The sequence below is a fragment of the Chromobacterium sp. Beijing genome (assembly GCF_021496765.1).
Lineage (GTDB): Bacteria > Pseudomonadota > Gammaproteobacteria > Burkholderiales > Chromobacteriaceae > Chromobacterium.
Genome location: NZ_CP053750.1, coordinates 3,377,843 through 3,399,706, shown reverse-complemented (window position 1 = coordinate 3,399,706; position 21,864 = coordinate 3,377,843). Strand labels below are relative to the sequence as shown.

18 protein-coding genes are annotated in these 21,864 nt (G+C 64.1%); 5 read left to right on the top strand and 13 right to left on the bottom strand.

Annotation, left to right across the window (positions count from 1 at the left end):
- Window positions 1-123: 123 nt before the first annotated feature.
- The 4 genes from gmtY to HQN78_RS15635 all read right to left on the bottom strand — a co-directional run bounded on the left by gmtY (window position 124) and on the right by HQN78_RS15635 (window position 5,341).
- On the bottom strand, window positions 124-1,518 hold the full coding sequence (gene gmtY, locus HQN78_RS15650) for a gamma-mobile-trio recombinase GmtY (protein WP_235084823.1): 1,395 nt from the start codon (window positions 1,516-1,518) through the stop codon (window positions 124-126).
- A 646-nt stretch (window positions 1,519-2,164) separates the two neighbouring features.
- Window positions 2,165-3,076: a glutaminase gene (locus HQN78_RS15645; protein WP_235084818.1), complete on the bottom strand. Its 912-nt coding sequence runs from the start codon at window positions 3,074-3,076 to the stop codon at window positions 2,165-2,167.
- Window positions 3,077-3,128: 52 nt separating this feature from the next.
- Window positions 3,129-3,926, bottom strand: a complete 798-nt coding sequence (locus HQN78_RS15640; RefSeq protein WP_235084816.1) for an MOSC domain-containing protein — start codon at window positions 3,924-3,926, stop codon at window positions 3,129-3,131.
- A 35-nt stretch (window positions 3,927-3,961) separates the two neighbouring features.
- Window positions 3,962-5,341, bottom strand: a complete 1,380-nt coding sequence (locus tag HQN78_RS15635; protein ID WP_255701251.1) for a PLP-dependent aminotransferase family protein — start codon at window positions 5,339-5,341, stop codon at window positions 3,962-3,964.
- A gap of 285 nt (window positions 5,342-5,626) precedes the next feature.
- On the opposite strand from HQN78_RS15635, the gene HQN78_RS15630 reads away from it, so the two are divergent.
- From HQN78_RS15630 to HQN78_RS15615, 4 genes are all read left to right on the top strand, one after another.
- Complete coding sequence (locus HQN78_RS15630; protein ID WP_227106585.1) at window positions 5,627-7,483, top strand: methyl-accepting chemotaxis protein; 1,857 nt, start codon at window positions 5,627-5,629, stop codon at window positions 7,481-7,483.
- Between the two features lie 332 nt (window positions 7,484-7,815).
- Window positions 7,816-9,132, top strand: coding sequence for an aspartate aminotransferase family protein (locus tag HQN78_RS15625; RefSeq protein ID WP_235084810.1), 1,317 nt, complete (start codon window positions 7,816-7,818; stop codon window positions 9,130-9,132).
- A gap of 42 nt (window positions 9,133-9,174) precedes the next feature.
- Window positions 9,175-10,662 carry a CoA-acylating methylmalonate-semialdehyde dehydrogenase gene (locus tag HQN78_RS15620; protein WP_227106590.1) on the top strand — a complete coding sequence of 496 codons (1,488 nt, stop codon included), beginning with the start codon at window positions 9,175-9,177 and terminating at the stop codon, window positions 10,660-10,662.
- 173 nt (window positions 10,663-10,835) lie between these two features.
- Entirely contained in the window at window positions 10,836-12,473 is a 1,638-nt protein-coding gene (locus HQN78_RS15615) for a methyl-accepting chemotaxis protein (protein ID WP_107797935.1), read from the top strand.
- Between the two features lie 168 nt (window positions 12,474-12,641).
- Here the strand turns inward: HQN78_RS15615 and kynA are convergent, their stop codons facing one another.
- From kynA to HQN78_RS15570, 9 genes are all read right to left on the bottom strand, one after another.
- Window positions 12,642-13,484: a tryptophan 2,3-dioxygenase gene (kynA, locus tag HQN78_RS15610; RefSeq protein ID WP_227106592.1), complete on the bottom strand. Its 843-nt coding sequence runs from the start codon at window positions 13,482-13,484 to the stop codon at window positions 12,642-12,644.
- Window positions 13,485-13,650: 166 nt separating this feature from the next.
- Entirely contained in the window at window positions 13,651-15,135 is a 1,485-nt protein-coding gene (lnt, locus tag HQN78_RS15605; protein ID WP_227106594.1) for an apolipoprotein N-acyltransferase, read from the bottom strand.
- Between the two features lie 269 nt (window positions 15,136-15,404).
- Complete coding sequence (locus tag HQN78_RS15600) at window positions 15,405-16,256, bottom strand: HlyC/CorC family transporter (RefSeq protein ID WP_019102982.1); 852 nt, start codon at window positions 16,254-16,256, stop codon at window positions 15,405-15,407.
- 3 nt (window positions 16,257-16,259) lie between these two features.
- Window positions 16,260-16,766, bottom strand: a complete 507-nt coding sequence (gene ybeY / locus HQN78_RS15595; protein WP_107797937.1) for an rRNA maturation RNase YbeY — start codon at window positions 16,764-16,766, stop codon at window positions 16,260-16,262.
- A complete protein-coding gene (locus HQN78_RS15590; protein WP_107797938.1) occupies window positions 16,747-17,733 on the bottom strand; it encodes a PhoH family protein in 987 nt (328 codons plus the stop codon). The genes ybeY and HQN78_RS15590 overlap by 20 nt, the downstream gene beginning before the upstream one ends.
- An 82-nt stretch (window positions 17,734-17,815) precedes the next feature.
- Window positions 17,816-18,103: a YciI family protein gene (locus HQN78_RS15585; RefSeq protein ID WP_235084807.1), complete on the bottom strand. Its 288-nt coding sequence runs from the start codon at window positions 18,101-18,103 to the stop codon at window positions 17,816-17,818.
- Window positions 18,104-18,204: 101 nt separating this feature from the next.
- On the bottom strand, window positions 18,205-19,521 hold the full coding sequence (miaB, locus tag HQN78_RS15580) for a tRNA (N6-isopentenyl adenosine(37)-C2)-methylthiotransferase MiaB (protein WP_235084804.1): 1,317 nt from the start codon (window positions 19,519-19,521) through the stop codon (window positions 18,205-18,207).
- Window positions 19,522-19,593: 72 nt separating this feature from the next.
- The gene (locus tag HQN78_RS15575; protein ID WP_107797941.1) at window positions 19,594-19,986 is read right to left on the bottom strand and encodes a hypothetical protein; all 393 of its coding nucleotides are present in this window, start codon (window positions 19,984-19,986) and stop codon (window positions 19,594-19,596) included.
- A gap of 115 nt (window positions 19,987-20,101) precedes the next feature.
- Window positions 20,102-20,572: a GNAT family N-acetyltransferase gene (locus HQN78_RS15570; RefSeq protein WP_199225787.1), complete on the bottom strand. Its 471-nt coding sequence runs from the start codon at window positions 20,570-20,572 to the stop codon at window positions 20,102-20,104.
- Window positions 20,573-20,810: 238 nt separating this feature from the next.
- On the opposite strand from HQN78_RS15570, the gene HQN78_RS15565 reads away from it, so the two are divergent.
- Complete coding sequence (locus tag HQN78_RS15565) at window positions 20,811-21,854, top strand: GGDEF domain-containing protein (protein WP_227106596.1); 1,044 nt, start codon at window positions 20,811-20,813, stop codon at window positions 21,852-21,854.
- The last annotated feature ends 10 nt before the right edge of the window (window positions 21,855-21,864 follow it).

Below are 21,864 nucleotides of genomic sequence, written 5' to 3'. Positions count from 1 at the left end.
TCCCGCGCAACCCAGCCGAGGGTCACATCCGTACTACGCTTCACTCTTTTGGCTTTTGGGGCCGGAATGGTAGATGCTTTCGACTCAGTTGTGTTCGTCTTTTTTGTCATGAAAGTCAATGAGTTACTTAAGTTCAATGCCTGGCAATAGGCTAAATGCAGACTGTATTCTGGTGTGATTGCCTTGCAGTCGCTGCATGGCTGCTTCGAGCGCAGCCAGGGCTTCGTGGGTGCTGGCCTGGGTGTAGACCTCCTGGCTTTCCAGCGAGGCGTGATGCATGAAACGACGGATGAGAGCCTTGTCGACGCCGGCGATTCGCAGGCGGCGGCCGTAGGCGTGGCGGTGGCCGTGTGGCGTCGTGCCCAGAGCCTTGCCCACCGTAAGTCCGATGCGCTCGCACGCAGCGGCATGAGCCTTGTTGTACTGGGAGAGCGAGTACATGGCACCGATGGGCTCGCGGTGCAGGTTGATGAAGGCGAAGGGGTGGTCGCGCTCAATACGTGCGACCTGTTCCAGGTAGCGGTACCAGAGAAGTTGAAACCATTCGCCGTATTCCGGCAAGAACCAGTACGCCTGCTTGTAGTAGGCCCCATCGTGTGTGCCCCCCTTCCAGCCGGCGTGCCGGCAGTTCATTAGGTCGGTGCGGTGTGCGAGGCCGAACTGATGGGCGAGGTATTCCGCTCGGTTACCTTTACGTGGTCGTCCCCGCTCGTCGCGCCAATCGGCGGGTGCGGCACCGTAGCTCGGGTGATGGATGAGGACCTTGGCCTGGGATGGATTGGTGGAGTCCGGGAACACATCCGAGATGTACAGGTGGAAAGGCTCCGATTCGCGGAAGCCCGCGCCGTGCAGCAGCAGAGTGATAAGCATGCTGCGATAGTCGTAGCGCCCGGCTGCGCAGAATCCTTGGACCAGCAGCTTCTCGAAGTGCTCCTCTGGGAAGGCTGGCGGCTCGCCCTTTTCGACTTTGGGTAGGCGCCGGCTCCGGACGTGGTGTCCGCTCCCGGCGGGAGAGGCGTTCGCTGCCCACGTGTGACCCAGGAAGGCCTTGCTGCGTCGGTATTGGTAAGCAGCCTGGTCGGTCTGTCGGTCGAAGGCCCCACCTACATAGCGTGGATTCACCTTGGCCGCCTCAGGGCGCATCTCGCCAAGCCAGTCGAAGAAGTCGGTCAGGTGGGTGATGATGTGCGAAGCATCCTGCGGTGAACGTGGTGACCAGCACAGGTTGCTAGGGTCGAGGCCAGTCTCCCGATCGAAGGTCCCGGTGTAGAGCCGCTGGGCAAAGTTCTGAAATAGTCGGTAAGTGTCACTTTCAGCCGGATTCGTCTGCAGGTACTCGAGGAACATCCGCACCGACCGGATTACCTTCGTCATCCACGCCAGGCTGCGGTCGTGGCTGCGATAGAGGAAGTAGTCGAGCAGTGGCTCTAGCACGCCAACTGGCGTCAGAAGAACCGGAAGCTCCGTATAGATACCCGTAGCGTCGGTGTAGACGCGGGCTTTGACTTTTACGAACACAAAGTGGGCTCTATCTGTACATTGCGCTGGTCAAAACACCCATCCGCGGCCTTCTCCAACGACCTGATGCGTCTCGCTGACCACGATGAGCGTCTTGCCACGATGCACCAAGCAGAAGCTCGGCATGAGGTCAGCGTCGACACCGGCTGTGGACGTTGTGTCGCTAAGAGTACCAATCCAGACATAGCGGTGGGTTTCGTGGCACGCCAAGTAGTAGCCGGAGGCATCGCATTGCTCCAATCGAGAAGTTATGAGGCGCTAGCGGGCAGACGTTATACAGCACACACGCAAGCGTAGCAACGAAGCCAAAGGTCAAAGCGCTCTCGTCAGATGCCTGTCAGAAAGATTAAGGGCAGTAGTGGAAGGCAATCAGGCTAGTCAGCCAACTGACCGTACTGGGCGGGCAACGAGTTGGGAGTGGGTCTGACCCTGACTTATAGATCAGAGCGGTCGTGCATAGAACCGGGTTCTTTTTACATACTATGTCAAATCAGGGTATAGCTTTGTATGTAGCGGTACGAAAAAATACCCCTCAGAGAGGGGTGTCGGTGAGAAATTTGCCTAAAAAGACCCTAACTATGTATCCCTACCTGGGGGGATAACCTCGAGCGGGTTTTTCTTTGTGGGCTTTTATAAAGGCGCGCGCTTAAAAAATCGATAAGCCGGTACGCGTGGTGAAGCGATCCAGCGCTTCCAGGCCCAGCACCGAGTTGCCCTTGCCGTCCAGTTCCGGGCTCCATACGGCGATGCTCATCTTGCCGGGAATGATGGCGAGCATGCCGCCGCCGACCCCGCTTTTCACCGGCAGGCCCACGCGGTAGGCGAATTCGCCGGCGGCGTCGTAAGTGCCGCAGGTCAGCATCACCGCGTTGATCTGCTTGGCCTGGCTGCGGCTCAGCGATTGCCGGCCGTCGCGGGTAATGCCGTGGTTGGCGAGAAAGAGCCCGGCATTGGCCAGTTCCACGCAGTTCATCGCGATGCTGCAGCTGTTGAAGTATTGCTGCAGCACGGTCTCCACTTCGTTGTCGAGGTTGTCGTAGCTTTTCATGAAGTGGGCCAGCGCCGCGTTGCGGTGGCCGTGGGCGCGTTCGGATTCGGCGACGCGGGCGTTGCCGCACAAGGTGGCGTTGCCGGACTCCTGCCGCAGGCGGGCCAGCAGCGCGCCGTGGGCGTCTTCAAAATGGCTGACGGCGCGGTCGGTCACCACGAGGGCGCCTGCGTTGATGAAGGGATTGCGCGGCACGCCGTCCTCGTACTCCAGCTGCACCAGCGAGTTGAACGGGTTGCCGGACGGCTCCTTGCCGACATGGCTCCACAGGGCGTCGCCGTCCGCCTCCAGCGTCAGCGCCAGCATGAAGGCCTTGGAAATGCTCTGGATGGAGAAGGGGACGGCGGCGTCTCCGCAGCGGTAGTGCCGGCCGTCCAGAGTGGTGACGGCCATGCCGAACTGGCGGGGCGGCACTTCGGCCAGCGCCGGGATGTAATCGGCGACGCGGCCCTGGCCGTAATAGGCGAGGACTTCGCCGTGGATTTGATCGAGTAGGTCTTGCAGATTCATTAATCTATTCAGCATAAAGCGGTAAAAACGCCGGCGGAGCGGCGTCGGAAAATCAGAACTCGTAGCGGGTTTCCAGCACGCTGAACTCGGCGCCCAATTCCAGCAAGCCTTCATTGCGCGGCACCAGGTTGACGCCGAAGCAGACGCCTTCCGGCAAGGTGCGAATGCTGACCAGGGTGCGCAGCGGCTGCTGTTCCGGCGATTTGATCCCGGTATCCGGATCCACGGTGGTCAGCACGCAGCGCGAGCAGGGCTTGGCGACGTCGAACACCACCTCGCCGATCTGGACCACCTTCCAATCGTCCTCTTCCCAGGCGTAATCGCCGCGGACCACCAGATTGGGGCGGAAGTGGCGCAGCGATACCGGCTGGTCCAGCTCGTCGTTGAGCGCGTCCAGCGAGGCCTGGTTCACCAGCAGATAGGGGTAGCCGTCGGCGAAGGACATCGCGTGCTCGCTGTCCTTCAGCCGGCGATTGGAGCGCATGCCCAGCCATAGCAACTGGCAGGGCTCGCCCAGCACCTCGCTGAACCAGAGATCGACGGCGGCGTCGCCGTGATAGGCGGCGAAGTTGTCCTTCCATACCGTAGCCGGCGCTTCTTGCTGGTATTGGGTACTCATCGCCAGCACCGGCGCCTTGCCCGGAAATTTGAACAGGGCGCCGCCGGGAATCAGGTCCACCTCCACGCGCACCAGCTGCGAGTGGGAGCGGGCGGTGAAGAAGCGGCCGTTGTCGCCGGCCAGCAGCCATTCGCGGTCGTGCAGCAAGCCCTGCTTGCCGGCGAAGGCGCGGCTGTAGGACAGGCCACGACAGGATTTCAACGGATGGACGAACATTTCGACAAGTTGCATGGAGGGCTCCGCTAAGCTGTGGTCAGGGCATGGTATCACTGCGGCGGGCAACTCAGAAAATCCCACAGCCTACGATCCTGGCTGAAAGCGACGTTGAAGCGCAGCCAATCCGAGGGCATGCCGTAGGCGCGGAACAGATGGCCGGGCGCGAGCAGGATTTTGTGTTGCTGAGCCTGCTCGGCCAAGCGTCTGGCGTCCAGCTCCCCAGGCGGGCGCGCCAGCAGGAACAGGCCGTTGGACGGCCGCGCGAACAACTGCCAGCCGTGTTCCAGAAACAGCTGCTGGCATTGGGCCTGAGCCTCGGACAAGCGCGCGCGCAGCCGTTCCAGTTGGCGGCGGTAGCGGCCCTCGGACACCAGTTCCAGCGCCAGCCTCTCGTTCAATTCCGGCGAGGTCAGCCCGGACATCATCTTGTAATGGACGATGCGTTCGAGCAGATCGGACGGGCCGCACAGGTAGCCGACGCGCAGTCCCGGCGATAGCGATTTGGAGAAGCTGTCGATGTAGAGCACGCGTTTGAGGCCGTCCAGCGCCGCCAGCGCGGGTTGGCGGCCGCCGGCGAAGTCCGCGGACACATTGTCCTCCACGATCAGGAAATCGTGCTCCTCGGCCAGGCGCAGCACCTGGTGGGCGACCGACGGCGAGTAGCTGGCGCCGGTGGGGTTTTGCAGCCAGGGATTGGTGAAGAAGGCGCGCGGCCGATGCTGGAGCAGCAGCGCGCGCAGTTGTTCCAAGTCGGGCCCGTGCTCGGTCCAGGGCACCGGCACCAGCTTGAACTCGCGAAACGCCAGGCAGGACAGCAGATTGCAATAGCCGGGATCGTCCACCAGCACGGTGTCCCCGGCCTGCAGCAGCGCGCAGGCGGCCATGTCCAGCGCGCGGCTGGCGCCCTGGGTCAGCGCGATGTCGTCGGCTCGGGCGGGGATGCCGCGTTCGGCCAGCCGGTCCGCCAAATGCTCGCGCAAGGGCAGAAAGCCCTTGGGGTCGCCGTAGCCGGGCGCGGCGACGGCGTCGCGGGCCAGCTGCCGCAGCGCTTTTTGCTGGGCCTCGGCGTCGTACCAGTGCGAGGGCAGCCAGCCGCAGCCCGCGAACAGGGTGTTGGCGTCCTGCTGGTAAATCTTGCGCAGCAGCCAGTATTCGTCCACCGGCCAGACGCGCGGCGCGGCGGGCAGATCGGGCGGCCGGCTTTCCCGCCTTCCCTCCACGTAAAAGCCGGAGCCGGGCCGCGCCGCCAGATAGCCCAAGGTCACCAGCCTATCGTAGGCCTCGACCACGGTGAAGGGACTGACGCCCAGCTCCCCGGCCATTCTGCGAATAGATGGGATTTTTGCGCCTTTGCGCCACTGACCGCATTGAATGGCGGAAATAGCTGAATTGACTATATTTTCCACCAGGGTAATGCCTTCCGCGGGCATAAGATTCAGGCTGGCCATTGCGCGTTAATTGAGCATCATTGATATTGGGCCTGTCCGTTGAGAACAGCTTGTGATAAATATCTCGTCATAAGCCGGATGGCATGTTGCAGCCGCCAATCTGTATGTTTTTTGTTGAGCTTTGCAGGCGAAACGGCTAAGACAAGAACAGAGCCTACCGGCATCGAGAATGATCATAACAGCGCTTTGTCGTGAATTGACAAGCAATCGCGGCAAGCCAAGTCGAATTGGGGATGGAGGACGGAAATGCGCTCTTTGCGTGTAAAGTTGATTGTATTCATTGCGGTGCTGCTGGTTCTGCTGGGCGCCATCATTACGACCCTGGTCTACACCCAGATGCGCAACGAGATTGTCCAGGGCGTGGATAACGAGTTGTCCAGCACCTCGCGCGGCTACGCCAACCTGGTCAAGGACTGGTACGGCAGCAAGGTCAAGGTGGTGATCGCCGGCAACCCGGTGGTGGGCACGCCCGAGCCCATGCCGATGCTGGCGCGCCTGAGCCAGGCCGGCGGCTACGACATGACCTATATCGGCACCGCCGATCACAAGATGATCCGTTCCGACTTCAAGCCGCAGCCGGCGGGCTACGACCCGGTGGCGCGGCCCTGGTATCAGCAGGCGCAGGCCAGCGGCAAGCCGGGGGTGTCCGATCCCTATGTCGATTTCGACACCAAGAAACTGGTGGTGACCTTCGTGTCGCCGGTGTTCGACGGCTCCACGCTGAAAGCGGTGGTGGGCGGCGACATCTTCATCGACGACTTGGTCAAAACCGTGCTGTCCGCCAAGCTGCGCGGCAACGGCTACGCCTTCCTGGTGGACAAGGCCGGCAAGGTGATCGCCCATCCGGACACCACGCTGACGCTGAAGCCTCTGGCGGAGAAAGTGCCGGCGCTGACCGGCGAGAAGCTGGTGCAGTTGTCCACCAGCAGCGCGATGGAGGAGATCGAAGTCAACGGCGAAACCAAGCTGGTGCAGGTGGACCCGGTGGAGGGCACCAACTGGCTGCTGGGCGTGATGATAGACAAGTCCGTGGTCAGCGAGCCGCTGGAAAAACTGTTGCTGACCGTGGTGGGCCTGGGCGCGCTGTGCGTGGTGGTGCTGATCCCGGTGGCCAGCGTGATGCTGAGCAAGATGTTGGCCGGCCTGGGCCGCTTGCGCAACGCGATGCTGGAGATCTCCAAGGGCGAGGGCGATTTGACCCGCCGCATCGAGGTGCAGGGCCAGGATGAGATCGCCGAAACCGCGACCGCGTTCAACAGCTTCATCCATCGCTTGCAAAGCATGTTCGTGGCGGTGCGCACCGAGGCGGAAAACGTCACCAACGGCGTGCAGAGCGTGGCCACCACGGTGGATCAGGTGGCGCGCGATTCCCGGCAGATTTCCGACGTGTCCAGCTCCAACGCCGCGACGCTGGAGGAAATCACCGTCAGCATCTCCCATATCGCCGACGCCGCGCGCGAGGCGGATTCGCTGGTCAACCACACCGGCACCGTGTCCAGCGAAAGCGCCGACGAAATGCAGCGCATCTCCCGCGAAATGAACAGCACGGTGGAGGCGGTGAAGGGCTTGTCCGGCATGTTGGTGTCGCTGGATCAACGCTCGCAGCAAATCAGCGGCATCACCAATGTGATCAAGGACATCGCCGATCAGACCAACCTCTTGGCCTTGAACGCGGCGATCGAAGCGGCGCGCGCCGGCGAAATGGGCCGCGGCTTCGCGGTGGTGGCGGACGAAGTGCGCAAACTGGCCGAGCGCACCGGCCAGGCCACGGTGGAGATTTCCAGCATGGTCAGCACCATCCGCGAGGAAACCAGCCAGGCGGTGACCAATATGCAGCGCACCGTCAGCTCGGTGGACGACGGCGTGGAACTGACCGACAGCGCGGTGCAGCGCATCGAGCAGATCCAGCAGGCGATGCAGGAAGTGATGGCCAAGATGAACGAGATCACCTTGTCCACCAGCGAGCAGCACAAGGCCACCACCTTGATCGCGCAGAGCACCGAGCAGATCAACGGCCGCATCGTCGACAGCGACGGTGCCCTGCAGACCGTGCACGACACCTTGAACGATTTGTCGCAGGCGGCCAAGGACATGCGCCAGCTGTTCTCCAGCTTCCGCGTCTGAGAACCTGTTTACGATCTGCTGCGCGTCGGCGGGATGGATAGACATGGGCGTTGAAACCGAGCTCAAAATGCTCATGTACCACGAGTACATTCCGCTTTTTCGCTCGTTTCCGCCTTGTCTCGCCTTAGCTCGCGAGATCGTAAACAGGCTCTGAGTCGATTGGCGCGACACAGGAAACCCGGCTGCGGCCGGGTTTTTTCATGGTCTTGGACTGTATTGGCGATTTGGCCGGTACGGGATTGGGCAAATCCGCGCAAACTGTACCTGTAATTGTATTGGTGCAGCCGCTAGATTAGTTGTCATCATTCGGCCGAGAGCCAGGGGAGACAACGATGAATCAGCCGCAGATGGACGCGTTCTGGATGCCCTTCACCGCCAACCGCCAGTTCAAGAGCGCTCCGCGCATGCTGGTGAGCGCCGATGGCATGTATTACACCGACGACCAAGGCCGCCAGGTCCTGGACGGCAGCGCCGGCCTGTGGTGCGTGACCGCCGGCCACAACCGCAAGCCCATCGTCGAGGCGGTGCAGCGCCAGGTGGCGACGCTGGATTACGCGCCGCCGTTCCAGATGGCGCACCCCAAGGCCTTCGAGGCCGCCGACAAGCTGGTGGCGATGGCGCCCAAGGGCTTGAGCAAGGCCTTCTTCGTCGGCTCCGGCTCGGAGGCGGTGGACACCGCGCTGAAGATGGCGGTGGCCTATCACCGCGTGCGCGGCGACGCCGCCCGCGTCAAGCTGATCGGCCGCGAGCGCGGCTATCACGGCGTCAACTTCGGCGGCGTCTCGGTGGGCGGCATGGCCGGCAACCGCAAACACTTTCCGGTGTCCCTGCCGGCGGTGGACCATTTGCGCAGCACCCATGATCTGGCGCGCAACGCCTTCAGCCGCGGCGAGCCGGAGCACGGCGCCGAATTCGCCGACGAACTGGAAGCGCGCATCCTGACCCTGCACGACCCGTCCACCATCGCCGCCGTCATCGTCGAGCCGATGGCCGGCTCCACCGGCGTGCTGATCCCGCCCAAGGGCTATTTGCGGCGCCTGCGCGAAATCTGCGACCGCTACGGCATCCTGCTGATCTTCGACGAGGTGATCACCGGCTTCGGCCGCCTGGGCGCGGATTGGGCGGCCAACAAGTTCGGCGTGCTGCCGGACATCATCACCTGCGCCAAGGGCCTGACCAACGGCGTGGTGCCTATGGGCGCGCTGTTGGTGAAGCCGGAGATCCACGACGCCTTCATGGCCGCCGCCGGCGAGCGCATGATCGAGTTCCCCCACGGCTACACCTATTCCGCCCATCCGCTGGCCTGCGCCGCGGCGATCGCCTCGCTGGACCTGTACCGCGAGGAGCAGTTGTTCGAGCGCGCCGCCGGGCTGTCCGCTTATTTCGAGGAGCGCGCGCACGCCTTGCGCGGCCAGCCCTACGTCAAGGACATCCGCAACCTGGGCCTGGTGGCTGGCATCGAAATGGACAGCCGCCCCGGCGCGGCCGGGCAGCGCGGTTTCGACGTCTTCCTCAAGTGCTGGGAACAAGGCGTGCTGGTGCGCTTTACCGGCGACATCCTGGCGGTGTCGCCGCCCTTGATCATCGAAAAGCACGAGATCGACCGGCTGTTCGACACCATCGCCTCCGCCTTGCGCGCCTGCGAGTAAGCGCGGCGCCGAATACTCAACTCATTCGAATCGGAACATAAGATGCAAACCATTCCTCATTACATCGGCGGCGAACGCTGCGAAGGCCGGAGCGGCCGCTTTGGAGATGTCTACAACCCGGCGCTGGGCAGCGTCGCCGCCCGCGTGCCGCTGGCGAGCCCGGACGAGGTGCAGGCCGCGGTGGCGGCGGCGCGCAAGGCCTTTCCGGCCTGGGCGGAAACCTCGCCGCTGAAGCGGGCGCGGGTGATGTTCAAGTTCAAGGAGCTGCTGGAGCAGAACCAGCAGCGCTTGGCGGCGCTGATTTCCAGCGAGCACGGCAAGGTGGTGTCCGACGCCATCGGCGAAGTCGCCCGCGGCCTGGAAGTGGTGGAGTTCGCCTGCGGCATTCCGCAGTTGCTGAAGGGCGAGTTCACCGAACAGGTGGGCGGCGGCATCGACAGCCATTCCATGCGTCAGCCGCTGGGCGTGGTGGCCGGCATCACCCCGTTCAACTTCCCGGCCATGGTGCCGCTGTGGATGTTCCCGGTGGCCTTGGCCTGCGGCAACTGCTTCATTCTCAAGCCGTCCGAGCGCGACCCGTCCGCCGCGCTGCTGCTGGCCGATCTGTTGCAGCAGGCCGGCCTGCCGGCCGGCGTGTTCAGCGTGGTGCACGGCGACAAGCAGGCGGTGGACGCCTTGCTCGCCCATCCCGACATCGCCGCGCTCAGCTTCGTCGGCTCCACGCCGATTGCCCAGTACATCTACGAAACCGGCGCGCGCCACGGCAAGCGGGTGCAGGCGCTGGGCGGCGCCAAGAACCACCTGGTGGTGATGCCGGACGCGGATCTGGACGGCGCGGTGGAGGCTTTGATCGGGGCCGCTTACGGCTCGGCCGGCGAGCGTTGCATGGCGATCTCGGTGGTGCTGGCGGTGGGCGACATCGGCGACGCGCTGGTGGAGCGGCTGGCCGAGCGCGCGCGCAGTCTGAAGATAGGCGTGGGCGACGACGCGGCGGCGGAAATGGGGCCGCTGGTGACGCGCCAGCACTTGGACAAGGTGACGGGCTATGTCGATCAGGGCGTGGCCGAAGGCGCGCAGCTGGTGGTGGACGGCCGCGGCTACCGCCATCCCGGCCACGAGGACGGGTTTTTCCTGGGCGGCTGCCTGTTCGACCATGTGACGCCGGAGATGACCATCTACAAGGAGGAAATCTTCGGGCCGGTGCTGGCGGTGGTGCGGGTGCCGGACTTCGACAGCGCGGTCAGCCTGATCAACGCCCATCCCTTCGCCAACGGCACCAGCATCTTCACCCGTTCCGGCGGCGCCGCGCGCGAATTCAGCCACCGCATCCAGGTGGGCATGGTGGGCATCAATGTGCCGATCCCGGTGCCGATGGCCTTCCACAGCTTTGGCGGCTGGAAAGCCTCGCTGTTCGGCGACCATCATATGCACGGCCCGGAAGGCGTGCGCTTCTATACCCGGATGAAGACGGTGACCAGCCGCTGGCCGGCCAAGATGACCGCCGAATTCGTGATGCCGACGATGAAGTAAGGATGGAATGACGACTCTGGACGCGTGCTCGCGTTCAGTTGAAACCCGGAGCGATCCGGGTTTTTTTTATGCTGTTGATATTTTTCATCGAAATGTATCAAACTGGGATTAATCGCATAAAAAGAGCGATCAGCGCTGTCTAGAATAAGCTAACAAGGTGTGGGGAGATGGAAATGAACAAAACAACAATGAGCCTGCGCGGCCGTTTGCTGCTGCTTTTGGTGGCGATGGCCCTGCTGGTGACGGCGATAGGCGTGTTGTCGGTGATGCGCGAGCGGGACACCATGTTGCTGGACCGCAAGGACAAGACGCGCAATCTGGTGGAATCGGCGGCGGCCTTGGTGACGTCCTACGAGAAGATGGCGGCGGACGGCAAGATGAGCGAGCCGCAGGCCAAGCAACTGGCGGCGGCGGCGCTGAGCAGCATGCGTTACGACGAGCGCGAATATTTCTTCGCCTTCGACAAGGGCCTGACCTATGTCGCCCACGGCGTGAAGCCGGCCTTGATCGGCAAGAATCTGCACGGGGTCAAGGAGGGCAGCGGCCAGGACATGGGCCAGTTGTTCGACCAGGCGCTGAGCGCCGGCGGCGGCAAGGGTTATGCCGCTTATGTCTGGGACAAGCCGGGCTTCGACGCGCCGCAGCCCAAGATCTCCTATTTGATGACCTCGCCCGGCTGGGGCTGGGTGCTGGGCACCGGCATCTATCTGGACGATGTGGCGGCCGCCTATCACAAATCGCTGTTCAACCTGGCGCTGGAAGTCGGCGTGATCCTGCTGCTGCTGGCCGGTCTCGGCGGTTACATCATGCGCAGCGTGCTGGGCCAGCTGGGCGGCGAGCCGGCGGTCACCGTGGACATCGTCAAACGCATCGCCGCCGGACAGCTGGATATGGACGTGCCGGTGAAAGCCGGCGACCGCGACAGCCTGCTGGCCAATGTGGCCGGCATGCAGGGGCAGTTGCGGCAGCTGGTGGGCGACATCGCCGCCGCGGCCAGCCGGGTGTCGGAGATGAGCGCCGACGTCAGCAGCCACGCCAGCGAAGTGGCCAACGGTTCGGAGAAGCAAAGCGAGGCGGCCACCTCGATGGCGGCGTCGATCGAAGAACTGACCGTCAGCATCAACCATATTTCCGACCGCGCTCAGGACGCCCGCAATCTGTCCGAGCAATCCGGCGAATCGTCGCAGCAGGGCAGCGAGGTGATTTCGCGCGCGGTGGCGGAAATGCGCCGCATCAATGAGTCGGTGGAACTGGCCGCCGGCACCATCAACGAGCTGGTGGACAAGGCGCAAGTGATCTCCGGCATCATGCAGGTGATCAAGGACATCGCCGATCAGACCAATCTTCTGGCGTTGAACGCGGCGATCGAGGCGGCGCGCGCCGGCGAGCAGGGCCGCGGCTTCGCCGTGGTGGCGGACGAGGTGCGCAAGCTGTCCGAACGCACCGCCCAGGCCACCGAGGAGATCGCCGGCATGATCGCCGAGATCCAGCAAAGCTCCACCCAGTCTCACGGTTCGATGGAAGAGGCGGTGCGGCGCGCCAAGAACGGCCTGGAACTGGCCGAGCAGGGCGGCGAGGCGGTGGGCGAGATCCGTCAGAGCGCCGGCGGGGTGCTGGGCGTGGTCAACGATATTTCCCACGCGCTGAAGGAGCAGGGCACCGCCAGCCAGGACATCGCCCAGTACGTCGAACAGATCGCAATGAGCTCCAGCAAGAACGCGCAGGCGGCGTCCACCGCTTCGGCGGCGCTGGCGGACATGAACCAGCTGGCCGGCAATCTGCGCGGGCTGGTGTCGCGCTTCCGCTGTTGAGCCGGCGGCGCGCTAGGTGGCCTTAGAGCCGATTCGAAATCTCGCGGGCGCGAGCGAGACAAGGTGAAAACCGCTGAGAAAGCCGAATGCGGGTTTACTGCATGAGCGTTTCGAAGCGGTGCTCACCGTGCAACGCGTCGCGACGCGCAGCCGATCGTAAGCAGGTTCTTAGCGGCCGATCTCGGTGCGCACGTCCAGCAGTTCCGGGAAGAAGGTCAGCTCCAGCGCCTGCTTGAGGAAGCGCACGCCGCTGGAGCCGCCGGTGCCCTGCTTGAAGCCGATCACCCGCTCCACCGTCTTCATGTGCCGGAAGCGCCACAGGTGGAAGTATTCCTCCACGTCCACCAGTTTTTCCGCCATCTCATAGGCTTCCCAGTGCTGCTGGGGCTGATCGTAGATCAATTTGAACAGCGGGATCAGTTCCGGGTTGCGCTGATAGGGCTGCGACCAGTCGCGTTCCAGGCTGGAGGCCGGCACCGGCAGGCCGCGCCGCGCCAGATGGCGCAGGAATTCGTCGTACAGGCTGGGCGCGTCCAGGATGGCCTTCAGCGAAGCGTGTTTGTCCGCTTCATGGGCGAACACGTTCAGCATCGCCTGGTTCTTGTTGCCCAGCAGGAATTCGATGGAGCGGTATTGATGCGACTGGAAGCCGGAGGAATTGCCCAGCACGTCGCGGAATTCCATGTACTCCGACGGCGTCAGCGTTTCCAGCACCGCCCATTGCTCGAACAGCAGACGCTGGATCTGCTTGACCCGCGCCAGGCATTTGAAGCTGGGGCCCAGCGTGTCCTGCTGGACGAAGCGCACCGCGGCCTGCAGCTCGTGCAGCATCAGCTTCATCCACAATTCCGATGTCTGATGCTGGATCACGAACAGCAACTCGTCGTGATGCGGCGGGTTGGACAGCGGTTTCTGACAGGCCAGCAGCTCGTCCAGGCATAGATAGCCGCCGTAGCTCATGCGCTCGGAAAAGTTGGTGACGATCCCGGCTTCCAGTTTTCTCTCGTTCATGGTGTTTCCCTTGTAGAGGCGGCGCGTCGTTTCTTGGTGTGTGTCCGGTACGGGACCGGTTTCGCGTCGCCGGCGAATGATGATCGGGAATCCGGGGCCGAATGTCAAAACGCGCGATGTTCCTGTGTGGAAACATCGCGCGTTTGCGGTGTGAGGGCTACAAGGCTCAGGGCCGGTGTTTGCGGCCCAGCAGCATGGCCAGCAGCAGCAGCGCCGCGCAGCCTATCAAGACCGGCATATTGCCGTGGCGCATATAGGGCGTCAGCCCCTGGCGGCCCTGGGCGAAGCCCTGCAGCACCTGGCGGGTGTAGGGCGCGGCCACCGCGGCGATTTCGCCGTCCGGGCGGATGATGGCGGTCATGCCGTTATTGGTGGCGCGCAGCATGTAGCGGCCGTTTTCCATCGCGCGGGCCTGGGACAGCTGCAGGTGCTGGCTCATCGCCACGCTCTTGCCGAACCAGGCCAGATTGCTGACGTTGGCCATGATGCTGGCCTGGGAGGCCGGGCCTGTCAGCTCTTCGCCGAAGCTGTCCTCGTAGCAGACGTTGAAGGCGATCTTCTCGCCGGCCAGCGCCAGCGGCGGCTGATTGGCGCCGCCGCTGCTGAAGCCGGACATCGGCATATTCATGAACTGGTAGATCCAGCCGATCAGGCCGGGCACCGGGATGAACTCGCCAAAGGGCACCAGATGGTCTTTGGCGAAGAAGGGCCGGCCCGGCGTGGTCAGCGCCACCACCGCGTTCAAATAACCGCGGCCGTCGTTGGTGCGGCGTGGCACGCCGGTGGCCAGCGCCATGCCGGCGCGTTGGGCCTGGCCTTCCATCATGCTCAGATAGCCGGACGGCAGGTCGTCGAGGAAGAGCGGCAGCGCGGTTTCCGGCAGCAGCATCAGGTCGGCGCGGGTGGTGGCCACTTGCTGGTAATACACGCGCAGCGATTCTTCCAGGTTTTCCGGCGACCATTTCAGTTCCTGAGCGATATTGCCCTGGGCCAGCGCCACGCTGATCGGCTTGCCCTGCGGCTGGGTCCATTCCACGCTCTTGAGCCAGAAACCGTTGCCCCACACCGCCAGCGCGGCGACCAGCAGGCCGGCGCGCATCTTCCAGCCGCTGTGGACCATCAAGGCCAGCGCGCCGGCGGACAGCGCCACCAGGTAGGTGACCAGGTGGGAGCCGCCCAGCGGCGTATAGCCGGCCAGCGGGCTTTCCGTGATCTGCGAGTAGCCGGCGGCGGCCCACGGGAAGCCGGTCAGCACCCAGCCGCGCAGCCATTCCCCCAGTTCCCACAGCGCCGGGAAGGCCAGCAGCCAGCGCTGCCACGGCTTGGCGGTGACGCGGGCGCTCAGCCACATCGCGAGGCCCGGGTAGAGCGCCAGATAGGCCGGCAGCAAGAGCACCAGCGGCAGGGCGATCCAGGCCGGCAGGCCGGCCACGTCGTGCAGGCTGTTGTAGATCCAGTTGAAGTTGCTGGTGTAGGCGGCCAGACCCCAGACATAGCCGATCCAGAACGCGCGCTGCGGGTGGCGTTGAGTCAGGTCGGCCAGCGCCGCCAAAGACAGCGGCATGATCCAGAATAGCCGATAGGGGGCGAAGGCGAACAGTGTGAGGCTGCCAGCCAAGGCGGCTGCCAGCAGGACCAGTAAAGTGCGCATGGTAGGCATCAGGCGAAGCCGGCCGGCAAAAGCCGGCCGACGGATTGTCAAATAGCTGATCTTCATCTTAGGAGCGGGCGGCGCGGGCTCCAAGCCCAATCCGGCCGCCGGCTTCCGGCAGCGGCGTTCAGCGTCTGTTCACGCTCTTGCGAGCGTGGGCGAGACAAGGCCGGAACGGCTGGGAAAGCGCAATGCGCAGGCGGCGCATGGGCGTTTCTCAGCCGTGCTCAAGCCAGGCCTCCGCCGCGAAGCGGAAGGCGCGCCGCTTCTCAGACCTCGCTGGTTTCCCCGGCCTGAATCCGCTCCACCAGCAGGGTGTCGACGCGGCGGTTGTCGGCGCGCAGCACGGTGAAGCGCAGGCCGGCGGCTTCCACCGCCTCGCCGCGCTTGGGCAGGTGGCCGGTCAGCGAGATCACCAGGCCGCCGACGGTGTCGACGTCGTCGTCTTCGAAATCGGTTTCAAAGTAATGATTGAAGTCCTCGATCTCGGTCAGCGCCTTGACCCGGTAGCGCTGATGGCCGCGCACCGGCAGGATGTCTTCCTCGTCGTCCTCGGTGTCGTATTCGTCCTCGATGTCGCCGACGATCTGCTCGATCACGTCCTCGATGGTCACCAGGCCGGACACGCCGCCGTATTCGTCCACCACCACCGCCATGTGATTGTGGGTGGCGCGGAAATCGCGCAGCAGCACGTTCAGCGGCTTGGACTCCGGCACGAACACCGCCGGGCGCAGCACCGCCTTCAAGTCGAAGCTGGCCGGCGCGTGGAAATAGCGCAACAGTTCCTTGGCCAACAGAATGCCCAGCACGTCGTCCTTGCTGTCGCCTATCACCGGAAAACGCGAGTGTCCGGAGTCGATCACCATCGGCAGGAAGCGGGTGATCGGGTCGTCGCAGCTGATCACGTTCATCTGGCTGCGCGGAATCATCACGTCGCGCACGGTCAGCTCGCTGACTTCCAGCACGCCCTCGATCATGCCGAGCGCTTCCGCGTCCAGCAGATTGCGCTCGAAGGCGTTGTGCAAGAGCTCGATCAACTCTTCGCGATCTTCCGGCTCGCGCAGCAACATGGTGGACAGGCGTTCCAGCCAAGTCGGCCGCGGTTTACTGGGGTCTTCCATTTCTTAGAACTGCTCCTCTCGATAAGGGTCGGGATATCCTAGCCTCTGCATGATGACGGTTTCAAGCGCCTCCATGGTTTCGGCTTCGTCGTCTTGTTCGTGGTCAAAGCCTTGCAGGTGCAGCATGCCGTGCACCAACAGGTGGGCGTAATGCGCTTGCAGCGGCTTGTTTTGCTCGGCCGCCTCTTTTTCCACCACCGGCGCGCACAGCACCAGATCGCCGATCAAGGGCAGGCCGGGCACCGGCTCGCCCTCGTTGAGGGCGAAGCTCAGCACATTGGTGGCGTAGTCCTTGCCGCGGTAGTCATGGTTCATTTGGCGGCCTTCGTCGGCATCCACGATCAGGATGCTGACCTGGGCCTGTTTGACGCCGGCTTGCAGCGCCGCCTGGCTCCAGCGGCGCAGATCGGCGGGCCGCGGCAGCGCGGCGGTTTGACTGCGCACGTCCAGGCTCAGTTCCAGGCGCGCGGCCAGCCGCGCCAGCAGCGGGTTACGCTTGGCTCTTTTCATCTTGCTTGCTTTGGTATTGGTCGTAGGCGTCGACGATTTTCTGCACCAGCGGGTGGCGCACCACGTCGTCGCTCTGGAAATGGTGGAAATGGATGCCGCGGACCTTGTCCAGGATGCGTTCCACTTCGACCAGGCCGCTTTTCTGATGGCGGGCCAGATCGATCTGGGTCACGTCGCCGGTGATCACCGCCTTGGAGCCGAAGCCGATGCGGGTCAGGAACATTTTCATCTGCTCCGGCGTGGTGTTCTGCGCCTCGTCCAGAATGATGAAGGCGTTGTTCAGCGTGCGACCGCGCATATAGGCCAGCGGCGCGATCTCGATCAGGTTCTTCTCGAACAGCCGGGTCACGCGGTCGAAACCCATCAGATCGTACAGCGCGTCGTACAGCGGCCGCAGATACGGGTCCACTTTCTGCGCCAGGTCGCCGGGCAGGAAGCCCAGCTTCTCGCCGGCCTCCACCGCCGGGCGCACCAGCACGATGCGCTTGACCGCGTCGCGCTCCATCGCGTCCACCGCGCAGCCCACCGCCAGATAGGTCTTGCCGGTGCCGGCCGGGCCGATGCCGAAGGTGATGTCGTGTTGCTGGATGGCCTTGATGTAGCGGCTCTGGCGCGGCGTGCGGCCGCGCAGATCGCCGCGGCGGGTCACCAGCACCGGCGCGTCTTCGTCGTCGGTCGCTGCCGCGGCGCCGTGGGGCGCGTGGCGGCGCAGTTCCACCAGGCACAGTTGCACGTCGTCTATCGACAGCTCCTGTTTTTCCGCCAGCAGATAGAGCCGGGTCAGCGCCTCCACCGCGGTCTTGGCCTGTTCGCCCTGGACGCGGAAACTTTCGCCGCGGCGCTGCACCGTCACGTCCAGGCCGGTTTCTATCTGTTTCAGGTTTTCGTCCAGCGGGCCGCACAGGCGGGCCAGCCGTTCATTGTCGACAGGGTTGAAGCTCAGGGGTTCGGCGTGCGATGTAGTCATGCGGCTCGTAGTCTGGGTCGTTGTCGGCGGCCCGCCGCGGGGCGGGACGGCCGATGGACAAGGGTTAGGGCTGCGGCGCTCATTAAATGTTCCGCAGACAATCCAGTTCCGGCGCGCTCATGCTGGCGTGGAACTCGGTGATTTCGTAGCGGGCGAGGCCGGCGACGGCGAAGGGGTCGCGTGCCAGCAGCGCTTCCAGCTCGGCGCGTTCGCCGCGCGCCAGGATCACGCCGCCGGTGCGCGGCGTCTTGCGGCCGGAGGCCAGCAGCAGGCCGGCGGCGTAGCCCTGCTGCAGCCAGGCGACGTGTGCTTCCAGCTGCGCGTCGATGTCGGACAGCGGGGCGATGTAGCTTAGCGAAACAATGAACATGGCGGCATCAGCGTGAAGGGAAAGCGCCAAGCATACGCCGGCCCGCGGCGGCCGGCGCGAAAAAATGGCGGACGGGCGTCATGCTCAGGCGGTTTCCGCGATCAGCGCCTCGCCCACCAGCGAGTGGGGCGGGCTTCGGTGATGCGCAGATCAATCATCTGATTGAGCAGGCGCGGGTGGCCGGCGAAGTTGACCACGCGGTTGTTGGCGGTGCGCGCCGCCAGCATGGCGGCGTCCTTCTTGGACACGCTTTCCACCAGCACGCGCTGCACCGTGCCCACCATCGCCTGGTTGATGGCGAAGCCCTTGGCCTCGATCACCTCGTTCAGGGCTTCCAGCCGGCGCACTTTTTCCGCGTGCGGGGTGTCGTCCGGCAGATTGGACGCCGGCGTGCCCGGACGCGGGCTGTAGATGAACACATAGCTGAAGTCGACTTCCATGTCCTTGACCAGCTTCAGCGTCTGTTCGAAGTCGGCCTCGGTCTCGCCGGGGAAGCCGACGATGAAATCGGACGACAGACACAGATCCGGCCGCAGCGCGCGCAGCTTGCGGATGATGGATTTGTACTCCAGGCCGGTGTAGCCGCGTTTCATCGCGGCCAGCACGCGGTCGGCTCCGCTTTGCACCGGCAGGTGCAGATGGGACACCAGCTTGGGCAGCTTGCCGTAGCAATCGATGATGCGCTGGCTGAACTCGCGCGGGTGGCTGGTGGTGAAGCGGATGCGCTCCACGCCCGGCACTTCGTGCACGTATTCCAGCAGCAGCGCGAAGTCGGCGATTTCGCCGTCGGCCATCATGCCGCGATAGGCGTTGACGTTCTGGCCCAGCAGGGTGATTTCCTTGACGCCCTGGACGGCCAGACCGGCGATTTCGGTCAGCACGTCGTCGAAGGGGCGGCTGACTTCCTCGCCGCGGGTGTAGGGCACCACGCAGAAGGAGCAATACTTGGAACAGCCTTCCATGATGGACACGTAAGCCGCGCCGCCCTCCACCTTGGCCGGCGGGATGTGGTCGAACTTCTCGATTTCCGGGAAGGAGATATCCACCTGGGAGTTGCCGCTGGATTGGCGCGATTTGATCAGGTCCGGCAGTCGGTGCAGGGTTTGCGGGCCGAACACCACGTCGACGTAAGGCGCGCGCTTGACGATGGTTTCGCCTTCCTGCGACGCCACGCAGCCGCCGACGCCGATGATCAGATCGGGCTTGGCCTCTTTCAGCGGACGGATGCGGCCCAAGTCCGAAAACACTTTTTCCTGCGCCTTTTCGCGCACGCTACAGGTGTTGAACAGGATGATGTCGGCTTCTTCCGGCTTGTCCGTCTTGATCATGCCTTCGGAGTCGGACAGCACGTCGGCCATTTTGTCCGAGTCGTACTCGTTCATTTGGCAGCCGAACGTCTTGATGTATACCTTTTTCATTGCAGCTAGATTCCAGCGTGTTTCAGTTCGCCGCCGGGCCGGACCCGACAAGCGCGCCGCGAGCGGCTGAGTTTATTGGGACGGCTGGGCGGCCGCTTCGGCTTCCCTTTGCTTCAGCAAGTCCACTTCCTCGGGGCGCAGCACCCAGATCCGGTTGATCTGGCCTTGCATATTGAAGGTGACCCCCACCGGCCGGCCTTCCAGATTGTCCAGTTGGCCGCGCAGCAGGAAGCGGTTGTTCTCGTCGAAGATGCGCAGACCGGGCGCCAACGGGAATTGGCGCTCGGAGCGGATGAAGATGCCGAGCAGACTTTCCAGCAAGGAGCGGTCTTTCTTGACGAACTCGATGGTGGCGTCGTTAGCGGCGCGGACCGTGCCGGCCTTCAGTTCCATCGGCAGCAAACGGCCGGCCAGGGCCGGGGCGGCGAGCCATGCCGCGCAAAGGGCGACTATGAGTATTTTCATAAGGAATTGAATACGTTGCGCGCGATTCTATCATAGCTTGGCCATGGGGCTGGCCAAATCTTCCTTGCAGCATAGGCGTTTTGGCGCGCCGACGCGGCCCGCGTTCACCCTGCGTTCACAAGGCGCGCCGCATGCCGACCGCGTCTTCGCCGTAAGCCCGGCGGGTGTAATCGTCGCGCGCGCAGGGCTGATAGCCAAAGCGTTTCCAATAGCGCGCGGCGCCCTGAACCGCCACCAGCCGCGCCTGGCGCAGCCCGCGCCGCCGGCCCTGGCCCAGCACGGTTTGCACCAGCCGCGGCCCCAGGCCGTGGCCGCGCGCGTCCGGATGCAGCGCCAGATCGTGGATGAACAGGGTGTCCACTGCGTCCGGCAGCCTCTCCAGCGGGCGGTTGAGGCTGGGCGGCCGGCCGGCGGTCCAGGGATGGGCGAACACATAGCCCAGCAGCTGGCCGGGACGCTCCGCCACCCAACAGGTGTCCGGCGACAGGCGGTGGCGCGAGGCCAGCGCGTCCCGGCTCTCGATCAGCGACGGCGGATAGCAGTGTTGCTGAACTTGCAGCACGGCGGGAAAATCTTGAACTTGCATCGGGCGCAGGACAATGGCGTCCTGCCGGCGACAGACTGCGGACATCGGGTGCGGGCCAATCCATGGAAGACAAAAAGCAAAGCGCGCGGCCGGAGCCGCGCGGTGTCGAAGGCGGCGATTATAGCCTCCGGGAGAGCGGGGGCCAGCCGGCCCCGGAGAGGATTGCATGGGGGCGGTCCAGGCGCCTATACCACAGCAAGACGCGATGTCAGACGCGTGTGGGCGGGAGCATGATGCGATGACGATACCTGCGCCGGTGCGGCCGCTGGAACAAGATTTCGACGCTTATCTGATCGACGCCTTCCAATGGCGCAGCCTGGGCTTTCAGGGGGTGGGGGTGTTGGCCGCGCTGGGCTTTCTGCTGGTGCGCCGCCTGTACGGCGGCATGGTGCCGGGGTGGCTGTTTCTGGCGGTGGGCCTGGGTCTGGGCGGACTGATCCTGCTGCAGATCTGGGCGCGGCGCGGCCGTTCCCTGCTGTTGTGGCAGGTCTTGTTCGCCATTGGCTATTGCCTGGCGATGAAGCGCGCGCTGGATGCCGGCGGCTACGGCGAATTCCTGTTGTTGCCGACGCTGGGCGTGTCCGCGCTGGTGATGTCGATCAGCATGTCCAGCGTATGGCACACCTTGAGCTTCTGGGGGCTGCTGCTGCTGGTGTTCGACCCGGCGCGGGTGTTTCTGCGTTTGGGCGGCGAACAGACGATTTACGGCTTCGGCTTTCTGGCCCTCATCATCGGCGGCATGGTCTTGGTGCATGTGCAGGTGGTGCAAACCCTGCGCAGCAACCACCTGCTGCTGAACAAGCTGCGGCGGCAGGCCTTTTACGATTCGCTGAGCAGCCTGCCCAACCGGCGCTCCTTTTTGCAACAGGCGGAATACGCGCTGGGGCACGAGGACATCGCCTTCTATCTGGCCATCATCGATATCGATCTGTTCAAGTGCATCAACGACACCCACGGCCACGCGGTGGGGGATCAGACGATACGCGATGTCAGCGCCTTGCTGGCCGAGACCTTCCACGATCAGATTTACGGCCGCATCGGCGGCGAGGAGTTCGGCGTGCTGCTGGCGGCGCGCAGCGACGCGGCGGGGCAGGCGCGGCTGGAGTGTTTCCGCCAGCAGGTGCGCGCCGCGCCTTTTTCCCATGGCCAGGTGACGGTCAGCGCCGGCGTTTGCCAAGTGGGGAACGGCGGGCTGCAGCAGGCTTTTCACCGGGCGGATCAGGCCTTGTACCAGGCCAAGGCCGGCGGCCGGGACCGGGTGATCGCCTGGCAAGCGGCTTGAGGGCCGGCTC

What these genes read in the sequence shown, in the direction of transcription:
- HQN78_RS15645 (WP_235084818.1), bottom strand. Translation starts at nt 3,076, where the DNA reads ATGAATCTGCAAGACCTACTCGATCAAATCCACGGCGAAGTCCTCGCC.
- HQN78_RS15640 (WP_235084816.1), bottom strand. Translation starts at nt 3,926, where the DNA reads ATGCAACTTGTCGAAATGTTCGTCCATCCGTTGAAATCCTGTCGTGGC.
- HQN78_RS15635 (WP_255701251.1), bottom strand. Translation starts at nt 5,341, where the DNA reads ATGCCCGCGGAAGGCATTACCCTGGTGGAAAATATAGTCAATTCAGCT.
- HQN78_RS15625 (WP_235084810.1), top strand. Translation starts at nt 7,816, where the DNA reads ATGAATCAGCCGCAGATGGACGCGTTCTGGATGCCCTTCACCGCCAAC.
- HQN78_RS15620 (WP_227106590.1), top strand. Translation starts at nt 9,175, where the DNA reads ATGCAAACCATTCCTCATTACATCGGCGGCGAACGCTGCGAAGGCCGG.
- HQN78_RS15615 (WP_107797935.1), top strand. Translation starts at nt 10,836, where the DNA reads ATGAACAAAACAACAATGAGCCTGCGCGGCCGTTTGCTGCTGCTTTTG.
- kynA (WP_227106592.1), bottom strand. Translation starts at nt 13,484, where the DNA reads ATGAACGAGAGAAAACTGGAAGCCGGGATCGTCACCAACTTTTCCGAG.
- lnt (WP_227106594.1), bottom strand. Translation starts at nt 15,135, where the DNA reads ATGCGCACTTTACTGGTCCTGCTGGCAGCCGCCTTGGCTGGCAGCCTC.
- HQN78_RS15600 (WP_019102982.1), bottom strand. Translation starts at nt 16,256, where the DNA reads ATGGAAGACCCCAGTAAACCGCGGCCGACTTGGCTGGAACGCCTGTCC.
- ybeY (WP_107797937.1), bottom strand. Translation starts at nt 16,766, where the DNA reads ATGAAAAGAGCCAAGCGTAACCCGCTGCTGGCGCGGCTGGCCGCGCGC.
- HQN78_RS15590 (WP_107797938.1), bottom strand. Translation starts at nt 17,733, where the DNA reads ATGACTACATCGCACGCCGAACCCCTGAGCTTCAACCCTGTCGACAAT.
- HQN78_RS15585 (WP_235084807.1), bottom strand. Translation starts at nt 18,103, where the DNA reads ATGTTCATTGTTTCGCTAAGCTACATCGCCCCGCTGTCCGACATCGAC.
- miaB (WP_235084804.1), bottom strand. Translation starts at nt 19,521, where the DNA reads ATGAAAAAGGTATACATCAAGACGTTCGGCTGCCAAATGAACGAGTAC.
- HQN78_RS15575 (WP_107797941.1), bottom strand. Translation starts at nt 19,986, where the DNA reads ATGAAAATACTCATAGTCGCCCTTTGCGCGGCATGGCTCGCCGCCCCG.
- HQN78_RS15570 (WP_199225787.1), bottom strand. Translation starts at nt 20,572, where the DNA reads ATGCAAGTTCAAGATTTTCCCGCCGTGCTGCAAGTTCAGCAACACTGC.
- HQN78_RS15565 (WP_227106596.1), top strand. Translation starts at nt 20,811, where the DNA reads ATGACGATACCTGCGCCGGTGCGGCCGCTGGAACAAGATTTCGACGCT.